The organism is Terriglobales bacterium, assembly GCA_035487355.1.
Lineage (GTDB): Bacteria > Acidobacteriota > Terriglobia > Terriglobales > Acidobacteriaceae > QIAW01.
In genome coordinates this window covers 25,972-41,690 of record DATHMF010000109.1, presented here as the reverse complement: position 1 = coordinate 41,690, position 15,719 = coordinate 25,972, and the positions used below count along the sequence as shown (strand labels likewise).

Below are 15,719 nucleotides of genomic sequence, written 5' to 3'. Positions count from 1 at the left end.
ATGAAACGCACTGTCACACCCGAACTGCTCGATAGCGATGCCGGAAACACCTGCGAGGTCGCCTCTTCCCTGGCCGACCTGCAGCGAATCAACCGCTGGTTTGGCAGCATTCGCACAGTTACACAATTAATCCAAAAAGTCGCCGCCCGGACGGGGCAGAAGCAATTCTCGCTGCTGGATGTCGCGGGAGCTTCGGGAGACATTGCCGCTGCCGTGCGCACCAGCCTAGGTCAAAAAGGAATTACCGTTGACGCGACTCTGTTAGACAGAAATTTTTCGCATCTCAACGGTAACTTCACAACTGTTGTCGGTGATGCCCTGTCCCTGCCTTTTGCTGATAAAAGCTTTGATCTGGTGGCCTGCTCGACTTTTGTTCATCACCTGGAGCCGGCAGAGATTATCCAGTTCGCAAGTGAAGCGCTGCGGGTCGCGCGGGTGGCTGTGCTCATCAACGACTTGCGCCGTCACGGTTTTCATTTGGCGCTGGTCTATGCCGGGTTTCCTCTTTTTCGCAGCCGGCTCACGCGCCACGACGGACCGGTTTCCATACGGCGCTCGTATACGCCGGAGGAGCTGCGCGATATGTTAAGCAAAACCAGGGCAATCCGCACTGAAATCAGCAAGCATTATCTTTTTCGCATGGGTGCAATCGTTTGGGCGCAATGAGTGATAATTAGATGAGCACAGAATGCGTGAATACGATCTGGTAATCGTCGGCGGGGGGCTGGCAGGGTGCGCGGCCGCAATCACCCTTATGCGTTCTGTACCGCAAGCCCGGGTCCTGGTGTTGGAGCGCGGATTTTATCCCCGGCATAAAGTTTGCGGAGAATTCGTCTCACCCGAAGGCTGCGCCGCGCTCGATAAATTGCTGGAAGCGGACGAAGTTTCCCTGCTGGTGAATCAAGCCCCACCCATTGTTCAAGCCAATATTCATGTTGACGGCCGCACTCTCTCCGCACCCGTCCGGCCGCCGGCCGCCAGCATCACCCGCTTTGATTTAGATTCCGCACTATGGAAGCAAGCGGAGAAGTTGGGCGCTGAATGCTGCGAGAAGTGCCCGGTCCTTAAAGTGCAGGGAGACGGCCCATTTGAAATTACAATCGAGCGTGCCAACATTCACTCAGCCGCGCTTATCAATGCGGCCGGGAGATGGTCCATCTTCAACAGAACCAAAACCAGGGACCGGAACGGCTGTCATAACATCAAGTGGATTGGGCTGAAAGCCCATTTTGCAGAAGCTACCTCTTCCCGCTCGGGCGTGATTGATCTTTATCTCTTCAACGGCGGCTATTGTGGAGTGCAACCGGTTGGGCTGGAGCGAGTAAACGCCTGTGCCATGGTCCGCGCTGAAGCAGCAACGACTCTGGGTGAAGTGTTCATGCTGCATCCTGAGCTTTACCGGGACAGCCAGGATTGGATCCCGGTGATGGAGACTGTAACCACATCTCCGCTTTATTTCAGAAAGCCGGCGCCCATCGAGGGGAAAATCATTAACGCCGGAGACGCTGCCGGATTTATTGATCCCTTTGTCGGAGACGGCATGACCTTGGCCCTGCACAGCGGAATTCTGGCGGCCCAGGCTTTAACAGGATTTTTGAAAAAAGAATTTAATTTACGCATGGCAGTTGAAATTTACAGCCATGAGTACAATGCAAGACTGCTTCCCGCATTTCAGCGCGCCCGCTGGTTGCGAAAGATGATCAGCTTGCCGGGCGTGGTGCGTATGCCGCTTGCTCGTCTCATCCAGATGACCGGGACTACCGAGTCTCTGCTTAAAGCTACAAGGATTGCGGTTTGATGCCGACGGTCCCTTAGCGCACAACCAGCACTTCACGAGTATGGTCGCGCGTGAGGAAGAATTTCAGGGACTTAAAGTTCTGAAAAAGATTTTCGATGTGCCGATTATTGAAGACACGCTGCAGGCGGAAGCGCGGCACTTGCTGCAACTCAAGGGTATCGGGACCAGCAATGTGATAACGATGATAAGGAGCCTGGGGACCGGCGTCTTTGGTGTGGAAGAAACCCAACAGCATTCCTCCCGGCCTCATTACGCTGTGGATACGCTCAACTAAAGGCTTCACCAGAGGCTCGGGCAGATAGTCGGCGACACTCCAGAGCATGACAGCATCGAATTGCTCTCCCCGGAAGACAAGATTCTCTGCAAAGAACTGTTCTACATCCAAGGTAACGGCGCCATCCTCGGTTTTGCGCAGCAGGGCAGGATCCGTGGAAGCCAGCAGTACATCTACGTTATAGATTTTGTGTCCGAGCGAGGTGATGCAGTGGATATTGTCGGGCGAGGTCGGCCCCAGATCCAGGACCGCGAGCCCTTCCCCCGCATGTATGACCTTGGTGAATTCCTGAAAACCGGTGGAGTGCCGCGACACGCGCTCTTGCGATGACGCTAACGGCGGCGCTCCAGCCGTGGTTGAAGAATTGCGAAACAACTTGAAAAACTGCGGCATCAAAAATTTTATCCTGCCGACGCGCTGAGGCTTATCTCGCGGCGGTGCTCCGCGGAGTGCGATTTTCCTTCTTTCTCTTTCTGAAGATCTATGGCCCCTTTGAAGTACGCGCCGTCTTCGATCATGATGCGCTGAGTAGTGATATCCCCGGTAAGGACAGCCGACTTTTTCAGCTCAACCTTTTCGTCCCCGGCTATGTTCCCGTCAACTTTACCGTGCACGATTACCTCACGAGCACGAATGTTGGCGCGTACACGGCCATGCGGGCCGACTGTCAGACTATGCTGCTTCAGGTCAACGTTACCTTCAACTTCACCATCGAGATAAAGATCTTCGCTGCCAGAAAGTTCTCCTTTGATCAGCACGGATTTGCCGATGTGGGCGACTTCGGCACGGAAATTTTCAGCCGGACGTTGTGGCGTAAGAGCCGGACGGGCAGTAGACGCAGATGTATTGCCAGCGCCGGCAGCATTAGTTGCAGCAGTCGTAGCTGGGGTAGTAGTGCTAGTTGGGGTATTGGTCGTGCTCGGGGCCGGGGCCGCTGAGCCGGATGGCTTTTCTTCAGGACGCGCTTTCCACATAAGTTTTCTCCAAGGATGTTCACGCAGGTTGATCTGATCGCCAAGGTTGACTCGGCAGTTTAAGCAGTAGAGATCATGACGGCGTTCTGGACACTATACTGCCTTCCTGCTCTCAAAGAAAAGCCCTGCCTCAAAAGAAAAGGTTCTTACCAGCGGGCAAACCACCTGAGAATGCAATAACACAGGGGTGGAATGCAGGGGTAACTAATGAGTATATATTTATCAGAGGCCGTGCATCTTATGTGCGGTTTCCGGGGCTAACACTCATATTTCTCCTCCTCGAAGCCGACTTTTCTTTTTCAATTCATGCTGAAAATAACCCAAAAACGCGAAATTAAACCTATGTGCGAGCAACGGAAAATGCGCAAAAACCGTCTAATCATAAACAGGGTTTATGCAGTGTTGTGGGTGCACGAGGGGAAGCGTGTCGTCTTCGGCGCTTTTGGCCGCGTTCTTAGCTTTTTTTCTAGGAATTCAATCTAGCGCTCAATCCAATGCAACAAACGGTCAGCAGTCGGGGTCGGAGAGTTGCTGCTCTGCTCAGATCGCCAAACCGCCCTTGCCTGCTTCGGCCAGCGAACTTGTACGGCAGGTGATCGAAAATGAACTCAAGCAGACGCCCAGCGATGAAAAGTACTTCTACGTCGTACGCAGGCTGACTCCGAGCGGCGAACAAACCAAAGAATATGTTGAGACCGATGAAGGCGCCATTGGCCGGCTGATTGCGATCAATGACCAGCCACTTACTGCCCAGCAGCAAGAAAAAGAAGATGCGCGTCTGCAAAAACAGGCAGCAGATCCTGAGTTCCCCAAGAAGCTCCGCAAAGAACAAAAAGAGGAGGAGGAACACATCAACAAGATAGTGAAAGCCATGCCGGATGCCTTCATTTTTGAATACGACGGGCGGGAAGATTCTGCTCAGTATGGCCAACTGGTGCGAATACGTTTTAAGCCCAATCCCAACTTTAATCCGCCAAACCGCGAGACGCAGGTTTATCACGGCATGGAAGGCACCATGCTTATGGATAACGCCGAAAAGCGCCTGGTCAAAATTGTGGCGAAGCTAACGCAGGAGGTCAACTTCGGATGGGGGATCTTCGGTCATCTCGATAAGGGTGGTGAATTTGAAGTGGAACAATCGAAGATCGGTCCCCACCGCCAGGGGGTTTGTATGCTGAAGATGCGGCTTACCGGGCGCGTGCTCCTGTTTAAGAAGCTGAATATTGACGAAAAGGAAATTACCGGCAGCTTTCGTCCTGCTCCGCCCCACCTCTCTCTGGCCGAAGCAGTAGAAGTGCTCAAGCAACAAAATACGCAACTGGCTGTGCAGCAAAGCGGCGATTCAAAAGCCCCGGCAAAATAGAATCAGATTCCGGCAGAAACAGCGCTCAACGTTTCTTCTCTTACCGTGAGCCGTTGAATCAAATCTTTTCGGATTGCGTGACCGATCCCCACTTGATTCGAGACTTGAATCGTACCCTGGGGTGATACCAGGACTTCGGGTTCGATGATGTCCTCTTTCCAATAACGCTTGGAGGCGGAAACATCTCCCGGCAAGATGAAATTCTCAAGGGTGGAAAGCGCGAGGTTTTGGGTGCGTCCGATGCCGGATTCCAACATTCCGCCGCACCACACCGGAATTCCTGCAGCCTTGCAGGTGTTGTGCACGGCAATCGCTTCACTGAAGCCGCCCACCCGCCCCACTTTGATATTCACGATGCGGCAGGAGCCAAGTTCGATAGCCATTTGCGCGTCGCGCGCTGAGCGAATGCTTTCATCCAGGCAAATTGCGGTCTTAAGCTGCTTTTGCAGCCGGGCATGGAAGTAGACGTCATCGTTCCATAAGGGCTGTTCAATCATTAACAGGTTGAAGGCATCAAGCTTCATGAGATGGTTGGCGTCTTCGAGTGTGTAGGCAGAATTGGCATCGCAGCTCAGCACAATCTTGGGCCAACGGGCACGAATGCGTTCGATCACGCTAACATCCCAACCGGGTTTGATCTTGACTTTGATGCGCTGGTAGCCAGAAGCCAATTCGATTTGGATTTTTTCCAGCAGTTGTTCGACTGAGTCCTGTATGCCGATGGAAACTCCACACGGAACTTCAGAGCGTGTGCCACCCAGCAGGTTCCAGAGAGGAACTCCCTTCTCTATAGATTCAGCGTGCCACAACGCATTCTCAACTGCGGCCTTGGCCATACGATGCCCGCGAACTGCAGCAAACAAAGGCACGGAATCACCACCGCGTTCGAGAGTTTTTCCCAGGATGGCAGGCGCTAAATATTCACGAGTCACATACCAGGCGGTATCAATGGATTCTTCGGAATAGTGCGGACCCTCTCCGGCGACGCACTCTCCCCAGGCCTCTATTCCTTGGCAATGAAGGCAAATCAGAAGAATGCGACGGTCATAAGTCCGGCTAAAGCTGGTCTCAAAGAAGTGCACCAGCGGCATGCGGATCTCGCGCAGCGTGATGGCTTCGATCTTAATCATAGGAAGTCATACTTCAGGAGCACACAACCAGGATTCATCCCAGCGGCCCAGCAGAAATTTTCCGTTGCCTCGCGTATCGCGTTCGTAACCCAAAATTGCGAAGCCTTCGGAGAAAGCCTTGAGAAATGCCTCGCGGTTGCGCGATTGGACCTGCTTCGCCTGTTCGCGGGTTTGGGCCGCTGACTTCCATTCGTTAATTTGGGCCGGTATCTCAATTTCAAGAGTGGTCTGTACTTGAAATGCTGTACCTTGCAAAACATTGGCTACGCGCCGTGACCGCAGCCACCATTCGGCAACCAGCCGGTCGGTGGGGAGACCTCCGTGCAAAGGCGAAGAGGTCGTTCCATACTGGTTGAGGTTATAGCGGCGTGCGATGGCACCCAGCTTCACGATATTCATATAAGCATTCTTGATCTCCAGGGGATCAAAGGTCCATTCGATGAGATCGAAGTTGCGGGCCATTGCGTCCTCGCGCTGAAACCACTTCAATCTTTGGCCAAGTCCGGAGTTACGATATTGCTCGCGCACGGCCAGCATGTGAGAGTGCAGATAGGAGCATCCGGAGCGCGATCCGGGGATAGAGAGCAGAAATCCCACCAGATCTTTGCGATCAAACGCCCCGATCACTTGTCCTCCTATCTTTTGTGCTACTACGAACATGCGCAGTGGAACCAGGTCGGCATCCTCAAAGTGCCAAACCTCTTTCTGCATGGCCATGCAGGCTTGCAGCTCCGCAAATTCCGTACACCTGCGGACGACAATTGATTCTGTGCCCATCATTCCGGTTGCCCTTGCGGCTTCGACTTTTGCCACAATGATTCCATCTCCTGCAAAGAAGCTTCTTCCAGTTTTCGTCCCTGGGCCCGCAATTGCTCTTCAACATACTGAAAGCGGCGCCTGAACTTGCGATTGGTCTTTTTCAGGGCCAACTCCGAATCCACGGAAAGATAACGTGCCAGATTCACCACCACGAAGAACAGATCTCCAATTTCGTCTTCCAGCCGCTGGCGCAATGCTTCAGAAATTTGAGTGGAGCCTGATCCGGCGATACCGCGTCCCTGAGGACGCGGGCCGGGCGCGGGAAACTCTTTGAGATCCTTCTTCAGCTCTTCCGTCTCTTCTTCCAACTTCTCGAATAAGCCCTGAATATCAGGCCAATCAAAGCCAACGCGGGCTGCACGCGAACTGAGTTTATAGGCTTCGAGCAAGGCTGGTAGCCCGGATGAAACCCCGGCCAGCAGAGATGGATGGTCTTCAGATTGACCCGTGGGCCCGGCTGATTCGCTTTTGTTTTCCCGGCTTTTCTTTTCTTCCGCCTTCAGGGCCTCCCAGTTGCGTAAAACCTCAGCAGAAGTTTCGGCTTTGACGTCTCCAAAAACATGGGGATGGCGGCCCACTAATTTTTCGCATAGACGGTCTAGCACATCATCAATGGAGAAGCGGTTTTCTTCCTTCGCCATCTGGGTATAAAACAAAACCTGCAGAAGCAGGTCGCCCAATTCTCCGCGCAGCTCCTCGAAATCCTTGTTATCAATGGCCTCGATAACTTCGTAGGTCTCTTCCAGGGTGTAAGGCTTGATGGAATCGAAGGTTTGTTCGCGGTCCCACGGACAGCCTCCGGGGCCACGCAATCGTGCCATAATGGAGACGGCGCGTTCGAATCGTTCTCCGGTTGTAGACATGGTTTTTAATCTAAACGATATCGTCACCACCCAGCAAATGAACCTCCCGAAAATGAGCGGATGTCCTTCCCCGCTTTGCATCTAACTAGATTATGGAAGGTATCTTTAATAACTACACGCGGCCTTCCCTAAATGGAAAACACTTCGATGTCGTCGTGATTGGCGGCGGCATCAGCGGAGTGGCAATTGCTCTGGAGTGTGCGCGCGGCGGCAAGCGTACACTGCTCCTGGAGCAAAATGACTTTGCCTCAGGAACCACCAGCCGTTCCACGCGCATTATTCACGGTGGCTTACGCTACCTAGAGCATGGAGAGTTGGGGTTAGTCCGAGAGTGCCTGCGCGAGCGCGAGCAGCTTCTGCGCCAGCAACCACATTTGGTCCATCCCGTGCAGTTTGTGCTGGCGTTGAAACCCGGCTCGCGACACAGTGCACTCACGATCCGCGCTGGATTGTGGCTTTACAAAGCTTTGGCCGGCAAGCAGAACCACAATGGTATTTCAAAATCGGACGTTCGTCTGCTGGAAGAGCAACTCGACAACGGCGCTTCATTCTCTACTTTTTCATACGAAGACGCACAATGCGAGTTCCCTGAGCTGCTGGTAGCCGAGTGGTTGTCAGATGCGATACAGGCCGGCTGCGAGGCGAGAAACCATGCGCGGGTGCTGGACCTGAAAGTGAAAGACGGTCGTGCTTGTGGTGTGATGTTTCGCGACCAACTCGATGGTAGCGAACAAACCGTCGAGGCCACGTGGGTCATCAATGCCACCGGCCCATGGTGTGACCACGTGTGCCAGCAGTTCCCTTTGCGCCAGAGCAAGCGTCTGGTTGGCGGTGTGCGTGGCAGTCATATTGTTCTGCCGGCTGTTCCTGAGATGCCGCAATCGGTAATTTATACGGAAGCTGCCGATGGGCGTCCATTTTTTGTGATTCCGTGGAACCGGCAGCTTCTAGTTGGGACTACAGAAGTTGCAGACGAACAAGAGCCGGGAGACGCGCAACCCTCGCAGACGGAAGTTGATTACCTGCTACGCTCACTGGCAGCTCTATTTCCACGGCAACATTTTGCAACCAGCGACATACGTTATGCATTCGCTGGGGTCCGTCCTCTGCCGTATTCGCCGGGCGAAACGCCCGGCACGATCACGCGGCGGCACTTTCTGCATGACCACGCGGAAGAAGGCGCTGCTGGAATGCTTTCTGTAATCGGAGGCAAGCTGACCAATGCAGCCAGCCTGGCCCGCCTGTGTGCACGCAAGATCGGAGTTGAAAGCAGCAGCCCGGCAAAAGTACAGATTGCTTTAGCCTCTTCAGAAGATGTGGAAACAACTCTGCATCAGTGGTCGCAGCAAATTGCTCGCATTGCCGGAATCTCTGAGGCGTCGGCGCGTGGAATCGCTGAATGGCATGGCCCCTGGGCCCAGGCCATTGCACACGTGGCAGCAAGTTCCGATGAACAGCGCTTGCCCCTCTGCCAGCATACGGAACATCTGGTAGCCGAGGCAGCGGCGGCATTCGCAAGCCAGCATGCCATCACGCTGGGCGATGTTTTGTTGCGGCGAGTACCGGTTGCGCTGGGAGCGTGCTGGACTGAAAAGTGTAGCGCCGAAGCTGCGCACAGGATTGGAAAAGTTATGGGGTGGAGTGAGAATACCATTCAAGAAGCATTGGAGGGCTTTGAGGAAGAGCGCATAAAGTTCTTGAATCCATCAGCGAGCAAACGACCATTAGTTGGCCAGCGTTCATCACAAAAGTGAAAAAACGCGGCCCAATAACCCTGTGTCATCGGAGATGATGGCATCAACTCCAGCCTTGCCCAAACGCAGCATCTCTTCTTCCTGGTTCACGGTCCAAACAAAAATCTTTTTTCGGGCGGAGTGAATTTCTTCAATCAGCGTTTGCGTCACCAGCTTGCACTCTGGGATCACTACGGTGCATGGAATTTCGCGCCACCGAGCGAGGGTTTGCTCCTGGTCACAGATCCACCCCAAGAGTACAGTGGGCTGCAAAGCGCAGATGGTCTGCAATACTTCTGGAAGAAACGACGAAACAACATATGTATTAGCGGCAAGCGATCCCACCAGCGTTACCAGCTTCTTTTCCAAGCCGGGAACCTTCAACTCGATATCGAGATATGCGCGGCCGTTATAGAGCGCAATTACGTCCTCGAGGCATGTAGCGCTGGGATATTTTCCCAAAATCGCCGAATACGCAGTTTCTGCTATGGGGAGACCCGCCAGCGTGGGATCGTGGCAAAGAATAGCGTGCTGATCGACGGTAGAGCGCACGTCAAATTCAAAGCCGTCACATCCGTGGGTAAGCGCAAGGTCAAACGCAGTGAGAGTGTTTTCCGGGGCGGCGCGGCGAGCACCACGATGTCCCAAAAGGAGCGGAGGGTTCTTAGTCGAGATCAATGTCGCGGATGCGCGGAGCAGCTTCGGGAGCTTCCTTGGCGCGTTTCATGCCTTCCTGGAATTTTTTCTCCAGCACATCGGCCTTGTTCTTTTCGGCTTCCACCGACTGGCGGAAAAGGGATTCGCGCCGGCTACCTTGTTCTTTCATGGCGCGCGCAGCCTCTTCAAAATCATTAAAGGTCTTGGGGCGTTCGGGTGGTATGTGCGAGATTACGGACTGCGTGGCGACATCCACTTTGAGCATGGCGCCACAGCAAGGGCACGATACTTGCACGAGCTCGGATTTTTTAGGCATAACAGTTCCCCGCGCACTGCTATCTTAACTCTTTTGGCCTGTTGCCTGCATTACCGATTGAAAGGCAGGGTCGTTGCGCAGATTATCGAAATCAACCGCGGAATTGATCTCGGAGAGAGAATACCCTTGATGAACCGCTTTACTCAACCATTGAATGGCATGCGCTGTATCGCCCAACTGGTTTTCCACCAGGGCAGCAAAAAATAGTGTCTCGGGCTCATCGGGATGAAGTTTGAGCGCCTGCTGTATGTGCATACGCGCGGCTTCAGCATGGCCAAGGTGGGCGTGGTATTCCGCCAACAATGTGTGAACGTCAGTGTTCTTGGGATTGAGCTTCAACTCCTCATCCGTCATGGTGATAGCACGTTCATACAGCGGCGTGGCCTGATCGCGTTTGCCCGGGGCCCAGTAATAGGCATCGGCCAAATAACCTACGGAACGATAGTCGCGCGGATTCAATGTCAGGGCCTGCTGGTAGGCAGCAATGGCGTCATCGAAGCGCCGCAAACGCATGTAGGCCTGGCCCAAATTGGCATAGGCCTCGAAGCTGGGGCGTAAAGAAAGAGCGCGCTGCAAAGCACCGACGGCATCCTGGTACCTGCCCATGAAAATATAGAGTCCACCCATGCTGTGATAAATGGAGCTGTTGTCAGGCGAAACAGCGGCGGCGTGGCTGAATTGCTCGACGGCTTCCTGATAACGCCCATGAGCGGCGTAGAAACGTCCTAACCAACTGTAGCCTGCCCAGTAATGCGGACGCAGTTCGATAGCACGCTGATAGGTCTGCTCCGCATCCTGCAGCCTGCCCATGTGCTCGTAGGTTGATGCCAGTCCAAGGTAAGCAGCGTCGTAAGTAGGCTCGGCGACAAGAGCGCGGCTGAATTCCGAACTGGCGTTCTCGTACTTTCCCGCCATAACCAACAAGTTCCCCAAACAAACATGTCCAGCAGCAAGATCTGTGTTTAACGTGAGCGCATGCTGGCAGGCATCGCGGGCCTTGGGGATATATTTTGCCTCGTGGTCAATGCCGTATTTATCCCAGTAAGACTCCCCCAATCCAGCGTAGGCATAAGCATAATTGGGATCGAGCGAAATGGCGCGTGAGAAATTCTCGATGGCACTCTGCACCGCTGCGGGATCGCCATAGTTTTGCAGATCACCGAGTCCACGCGTGTACAGGTCATAAGCACCAGCGATAGTGGTCCCATGCTTTTCCAGTTGCGGCCGTTCGTCAGGGGTGATTTCCAACTCCAGCATCCAGAGCACACCTTGAACAACCCGGTCTTCCAGGGCAAACGGGTCAGAGGTGGAAGCAGTAATGGTATCTCCGCGCAACTGGCGATGCGAGATTGCATCTACCAAGGTGTAGGTGATGCGCACGGTGTCACCGGCCTGATGCAAGCTGCCTTCGACTACAAGATTCACGCCCAGATTTTTTCGGGCTTCATCGACATCCGTGATGCCTCGTCCGTAAACTTCAGAGGCCGGGGCAACCTGGAGCGCATGGGTCGCAGTGAGCTGCGTAAGCTTGGCGGTAACAGTTTCCGCGAGGCCATCGCTGAAAGTCCGCACTTCGGGCGACGCTCCGATGGCGCGGAATGGCAAAACCGCAACCAGTTTCTGGTTGGGAATAGCCATTTGGGCATTCTCAGAAGGCGCAAATCTTTTTTGAAGCTGCTGCAGCAAGCTCCGCCAGGGAGTGAATATGACAACCAGAACCAAAACTGCCACTGCGCTGCCCCAAATCACCCTTTTCTTGTTCCGGCGGAGAACCAGATTGCGAGGAGGCAGCAATAAACCTGTCTCCGACTGCTTGCGCAGTCGGCGCAAATCTACCAAAAGGTCCCGGGCAGTTGCATAGCGCTCCTCGGGGTCTTTCTCCAGCATCTTGCGGATCACGCGTTCAATTTCATCCGGGACATGAGCATCTGTGTGATACATAGGCGAAGGGCTGGCATGCAGAGTACGCTCTATGCTGCCTACCCAGGTCGCCGCTGCACATGGATTGTTTCCCGTCAGTAACTCGTAAAACACAACTCCTAAAGAGAAAATGTCGGCGCGCGCGTCTGGTTCCCTTTCCAGCAGCACCTCAGGAGCTACATAACCACGAGTCCCGGAAAGCGGATGACCCACCGAGGGTAAGCTGACCGTAGCCACTCCCTCGCCTGCGACCCGCAGGCGCTGCGCCAGGCCAAAATCTAATATCTTCACCTGCCCGGCAGGCGTGAGCATGATATTTTCAGGCTTGATGTCGCGATGCAGTATGCCTTTCTCGTGGGCAGCAGCCAGGGCTTCGGCGCATTGAACTGCCACTTCAAGGAATTGTTGAACGGTAGGACGCGGGGTAAAGCGAAAACGCAGGTTTGCGCCTTCGACATACTCCATCACCAGAAAAACTTCGCCATTGACTTGCAGCACGTCGTAGATGCCGGCGATGTGCTCGTTATTCAGCGCTGAAATCCGCTCGGCTTCCTTCAGAAAATGCCCACGTGAAAGCTGGTCGGCACGCAGGTGAGGGGCCAATCTCTTGATGGCAACCAGGCGCTTGAGAAGCGTATCCTCGGCAAGATACACCTCACCCATGCCGCCGGCCCCGAGTCGCTGGCGTATTTCAAAGCGTCCGGCAAGTGTTCCAGTCAACTCCACGGTAAGCGCGTCCTGCGTGGTCTCCATCTTGGGTGTGGACATAGCAAATTGAAACGTATAAGAGAGTAATGCTACCCCGGAAACGCCTACGCGCACAATTTTCTTATTTGGTTCGACGGCGGTGAAATCGCCTTAAATTAACCAGAATTACAGGGCAATGAAGGCATGACCGCTACAGGCGAGATCAATCTGATCATAGACTCGCTGCAAGGTTTCCGCACCGAATTGCGCCAGAAAAGAAATTCCGGCGATTTCCCGCTCCTGCAGCTTTTGGTTGGGATAAAGGGTATTCGCCAGAATGCCGGCATGGCGCGCCACTTCTGTACTACGGAGGGCCTGCGCCTTGGCGGCGCGTCCCTGCAATTGCTGCAATTGGTGGCGCATCTTCGATCCGGAGTGCTCGGCCGCCTCGCGCAGCGTAGGATCGAGTTTGCTGACGGCTTCTATCACCCTTTCAATCACAACATTGATTTCGCGTTCAGCTTCGGAAAAAGTAGCTTCCATCTCAGGAGGAAGAGCCTTTGCCGCTAGCAAACTTCGGAGTTCCTGCTCGCTCTTGAAGCAATCGAGCGGCGAGAGTTTGTAGTTCTGCAGGTGACGCTGAGTGCGCGGATCGAGCAGCGTAGCACTAAAGCGCGGCAAAATGGGCGTAACTCTGCCTAACAATTTTTCATAGACCACGCCTACCTGCGCAAAGTAAGCGACTTCCGCAGGACCGCCGATATAAGCAAGGGTGGGAAGCAGAGAATCCTGAATTACAGGCCGTAACAGGACGTTGGGGTTGAACTTCTCAGGATGCTCGGCAATGCGGGAATCAAGTTCGCTGGGGGTACAGCGCTCGTCTCCCAAAGCAAAGCCTTCGTTGACCTTGCGGACGGGGGTTCGAACACCATTCACATCAGCAAACAGGAGCGTCATCGAAGCAGTGACTTTGACTTGCTCGTGGTATCCAGCACGTTCCAAGGCCTGACCGCGCTCCTGGAGGGCTTGCACGATTTCAGCAGAACGCGCTGCAGCTTGACGATATACCGGAGACGTCAGGCGGTGCAGTGCTGGTTCCGAAGGATCAAGCAAAATCAAACCGGACTCTGCGAAGAGCTTCGCAAATAACTTACCGAAGGCGCTACCCAGGGTTTCTTTGGACTGGTAACTCTCGATCAGCAGTTCACGAAACGGGCTCTCGCCCAATAGCTTGGCGGCTTCGCGAATCAATGCAGCTCCCTGCTCTCCGATGGCGGTCTTGCCTACGGGCGTGCCTTCGGGCGCTGCCGGCGGAATGGTCACAGGATGCAAATTGCCGTCAGAGCTGCGCAGGATGTTATGAGAGACTTCGGCAAAATCGTGATCTTCCGTCGCCAGCCAAAAAACAGGAACACAATCGAAGCCTGCCTGTGTAAGTTGCCTCGCGTGTTTAATGGCACTGAGCGCTTTATAAATGGCAAAGACGGGACCACCCAGGAGAACAACCTGCTGTCCGGTAACCATGGCTGAACTGCCATTGCGCAACCGCTCAATGTTTTTCATGGTTTCAGCAGAGGAGCCTAATTGCTGGTTCTGGCGCTCGAGAATCTCGGCAACCGCAACGCGGGTTTGAGGCGAATAGTTAAGCTGGGAGACGCGTTCTCCCAGCCGGCTCGTCTCCTGGGGAGAAAGCGGATAAAAATCCTGCACGCGGGCAAAGTCGCTGGTGAAATCGGCGAAAAGCCGGGTGGTGTGAGGGATGTTGCTGAACGGCAAACATCGTGCCTCCATCAAGAACGCTCCTTACACTTGTGGTTGTTGGGAAGCATGCAAATTGGATGTGTGCTTCCACCCAGAGATGCTAACAATTTCGTCCGCGAAACAGTAGAGGGGCTTTTCCGGGGGGTACTTGCTAGGTAGTGGATCGGCCCCGGAAACCAGCGTGTAACCCGCGTCAATGGCTGCGATGAGCGCTATGGGATCGGGGACTAGCTGAGGTAAGTACTCAGTCCTCAGTCCTTGGAACCTCGGTTCGGATGGTGGTACTTGCATGCTAGTCAATCGGCCCCGGAAATCAGCGTGTAACCCGCGTCAATTGCGGCGATGAGCGATGCCGGGAGGGATACTTGCTGAGGTAGTCAAGGACAGCTCCAATCCAGCAGCGCAATCGCCGCAAAATTGTTGCGGCTAATAGCGCTCGACCTCCTCTCCACAACATAACCTCTGTTTTTTCCTGTTGAGGCAGTGCGGGTATGGGGGTACTTGCTTGCTAGTCAATCAGACTCAGAAATCAGCATGCAACCCGCGTCAATTGCGGCGATGAGCGATGTGGGGTGAGGGACTAGCTGAAGTAGTACTCAGTCCTCAGTACTCGGTACTCAGACAATAGATTTTCAAAAGAGCTTTCTAAGGGCTCGGCAGCGCTACCCCCTTTGGCTACGCTTAGGGTTTACTACCTCGCCCCTCGCGCTGTTGCGGCGATCCTCGCAAATCTTGCCAGACAATGAGTTTTCAAAGATCCTAAGGGCAATAAAGCCCCCGCATTCTGGAACGCGGTTGAGAAAAACACACTCCAGGAAAATTATGGGCCACGATTTCTCAAAAACCAACAGTTTGATATCACTTTTTTGATATCACTTTTGCCCGAATCCAGCGGATTCCGCCGCACATCTAAAGCTTTGATACACTTGTGATAGGTTCTTTGAAATTTGAGAGGTACCTCAAACCAATCTGGGGGCGTCACGGCTTCGACGGAAATGGGTGAGGTAAAGAGGCATACCGGGGTGCACACACCCGTAATCGCGTGCAAAAACATAGTTGCCAACCAAACACTGGCATACGCTGCTTAATTAATTAAGTAGCCGCTCTCTTTCGCTTTGTCCGTGGGCGGGAGAAGAGTGTCGCACAGCGGACTGGCTTTCGCCGCGTGTCTGGGCAGCGAAGGCGAGATATACAGGCTAGCTGCTTGCGTTTCTTGTCCGTTCTTAGCGCCGGCTGCGAAGGTTACGGGGTAACTCCCGTAGCAGGAACGTGACTACGTATGTAGGCTCTTTGCTGTCATCATTTTCGGACGCGGGTTCAACTCCCGCCGCCTCCATTACCCTTTGTTTTCTATAACTTAGAACGATCTGCGATCCATAGATGATGCTCAAACCTCGTCCAGACAGAAAATTCGGACGTGGGCG

13 protein-coding genes and 1 other RNA gene are annotated in these 15,719 nt (G+C 53.9%); 5 read left to right on the top strand and 9 right to left on the bottom strand.

From position 1 onward, the window contains the following. Complete coding sequence (locus VK738_20380) at nucleotides 1–666, top strand: methyltransferase domain-containing protein (GenBank protein HTD25019.1); 666 nt, start codon at nucleotides 1–3, stop codon at nucleotides 664–666. Between the two features lie 22 nt (nucleotides 667–688). Beyond that, nucleotides 689–1,798 carry an FAD-binding protein gene (locus tag VK738_20375; protein ID HTD25018.1) on the top strand — a complete coding sequence of 370 codons (1,110 nt, stop codon included), beginning with the start codon at nucleotides 689–691 and terminating at the stop codon, nucleotides 1,796–1,798. 13 nt (nucleotides 1,799–1,811) lie between these two features. On the opposite strand, the gene VK738_20370 is transcribed toward VK738_20375, so the two are convergent. Together VK738_20370 and VK738_20365 are read right to left on the bottom strand one after the other, a co-directional pair. Next, complete coding sequence (locus tag VK738_20370; protein ID HTD25017.1) at nucleotides 1,812–2,465, bottom strand: class I SAM-dependent methyltransferase; 654 nt, start codon at nucleotides 2,463–2,465, stop codon at nucleotides 1,812–1,814. An 8-nt stretch (nucleotides 2,466–2,473) separates the two neighbouring features. Next, the gene (locus VK738_20365) at nucleotides 2,474–3,046 is read right to left on the bottom strand and encodes a polymer-forming cytoskeletal protein (protein HTD25016.1); all 573 of its coding nucleotides are present in this window, start codon (nucleotides 3,044–3,046) and stop codon (nucleotides 2,474–2,476) included. A gap of 424 nt (nucleotides 3,047–3,470) precedes the next feature. Between VK738_20365 and VK738_20360 the strand changes: the two genes are divergently transcribed. Beyond that, nucleotides 3,471–4,409, top strand: a complete 939-nt coding sequence (locus VK738_20360) for a hypothetical protein (protein ID HTD25015.1) — start codon at nucleotides 3,471–3,473, stop codon at nucleotides 4,407–4,409. 2 nt (nucleotides 4,410–4,411) lie between these two features. On the opposite strand, the gene menC is transcribed toward VK738_20360, so the two are convergent. The 3 genes from menC to mazG are packed head-to-tail and all read right to left on the bottom strand — an operon-like array spanning nucleotide 4,412 to nucleotide 7,221. Beyond that, entirely contained in the window at nucleotides 4,412–5,539 is a 1,128-nt protein-coding gene (gene menC, locus VK738_20355) for an o-succinylbenzoate synthase (protein ID HTD25014.1), read from the bottom strand. A gap of 6 nt (nucleotides 5,540–5,545) precedes the next feature. Then, entirely contained in the window at nucleotides 5,546–6,352 is an 807-nt protein-coding gene (locus VK738_20350) for a hypothetical protein (GenBank protein HTD25013.1), read from the bottom strand. Beyond that, entirely contained in the window at nucleotides 6,316–7,221 is a 906-nt protein-coding gene (gene mazG, locus VK738_20345) for a nucleoside triphosphate pyrophosphohydrolase (protein ID HTD25012.1), read from the bottom strand. Before mazG ends, VK738_20350 begins: the two co-directional genes overlap by 37 nt. 92 nt (nucleotides 7,222–7,313) lie before the next feature. Between mazG and VK738_20340 the strand changes: the two genes are divergently transcribed. Beyond that, nucleotides 7,314–8,975, top strand: coding sequence for a glycerol-3-phosphate dehydrogenase/oxidase (locus VK738_20340; GenBank protein HTD25011.1), 1,662 nt, complete (start codon nucleotides 7,314–7,316; stop codon nucleotides 8,973–8,975). Here VK738_20340 and VK738_20335 read toward each other — a convergent pair. From VK738_20335 to bshC, 4 genes are all read right to left on the bottom strand, one after another. Beyond that, nucleotides 8,964–9,632: a glycerophosphodiester phosphodiesterase gene (locus tag VK738_20335; protein ID HTD25010.1), complete on the bottom strand. Its 669-nt coding sequence runs from the start codon at nucleotides 9,630–9,632 to the stop codon at nucleotides 8,964–8,966. The genes VK738_20340 and VK738_20335 overlap by 12 nt on opposite strands. Continuing rightward, a complete protein-coding gene (locus VK738_20330; protein HTD25009.1) occupies nucleotides 9,619–9,927 on the bottom strand; it encodes a hypothetical protein in 309 nt (102 codons plus the stop codon). The genes VK738_20335 and VK738_20330 overlap by 14 nt, the downstream gene beginning before the upstream one ends. A 24-nt stretch (nucleotides 9,928–9,951) precedes the next feature. After that, the gene (locus VK738_20325) at nucleotides 9,952–12,615 is read right to left on the bottom strand and encodes a tetratricopeptide repeat protein (GenBank protein ID HTD25008.1); all 2,664 of its coding nucleotides are present in this window, start codon (nucleotides 12,613–12,615) and stop codon (nucleotides 9,952–9,954) included. Nucleotides 12,616–12,720: 105 nt separating this feature from the next. After that, nucleotides 12,721–14,325, bottom strand: coding sequence for a bacillithiol biosynthesis cysteine-adding enzyme BshC (gene bshC, locus VK738_20320; protein HTD25007.1), 1,605 nt, complete (start codon nucleotides 14,323–14,325; stop codon nucleotides 12,721–12,723). Nucleotides 14,326–15,266: 941 nt separating this feature from the next. Between bshC and ssrA the strand changes: the two genes are divergently transcribed. Continuing rightward, nucleotides 15,267–15,634: a transfer-messenger RNA gene (gene ssrA, locus VK738_20315) on the top strand. Nucleotides 15,635–15,719 lie beyond the last annotated feature (85 nt).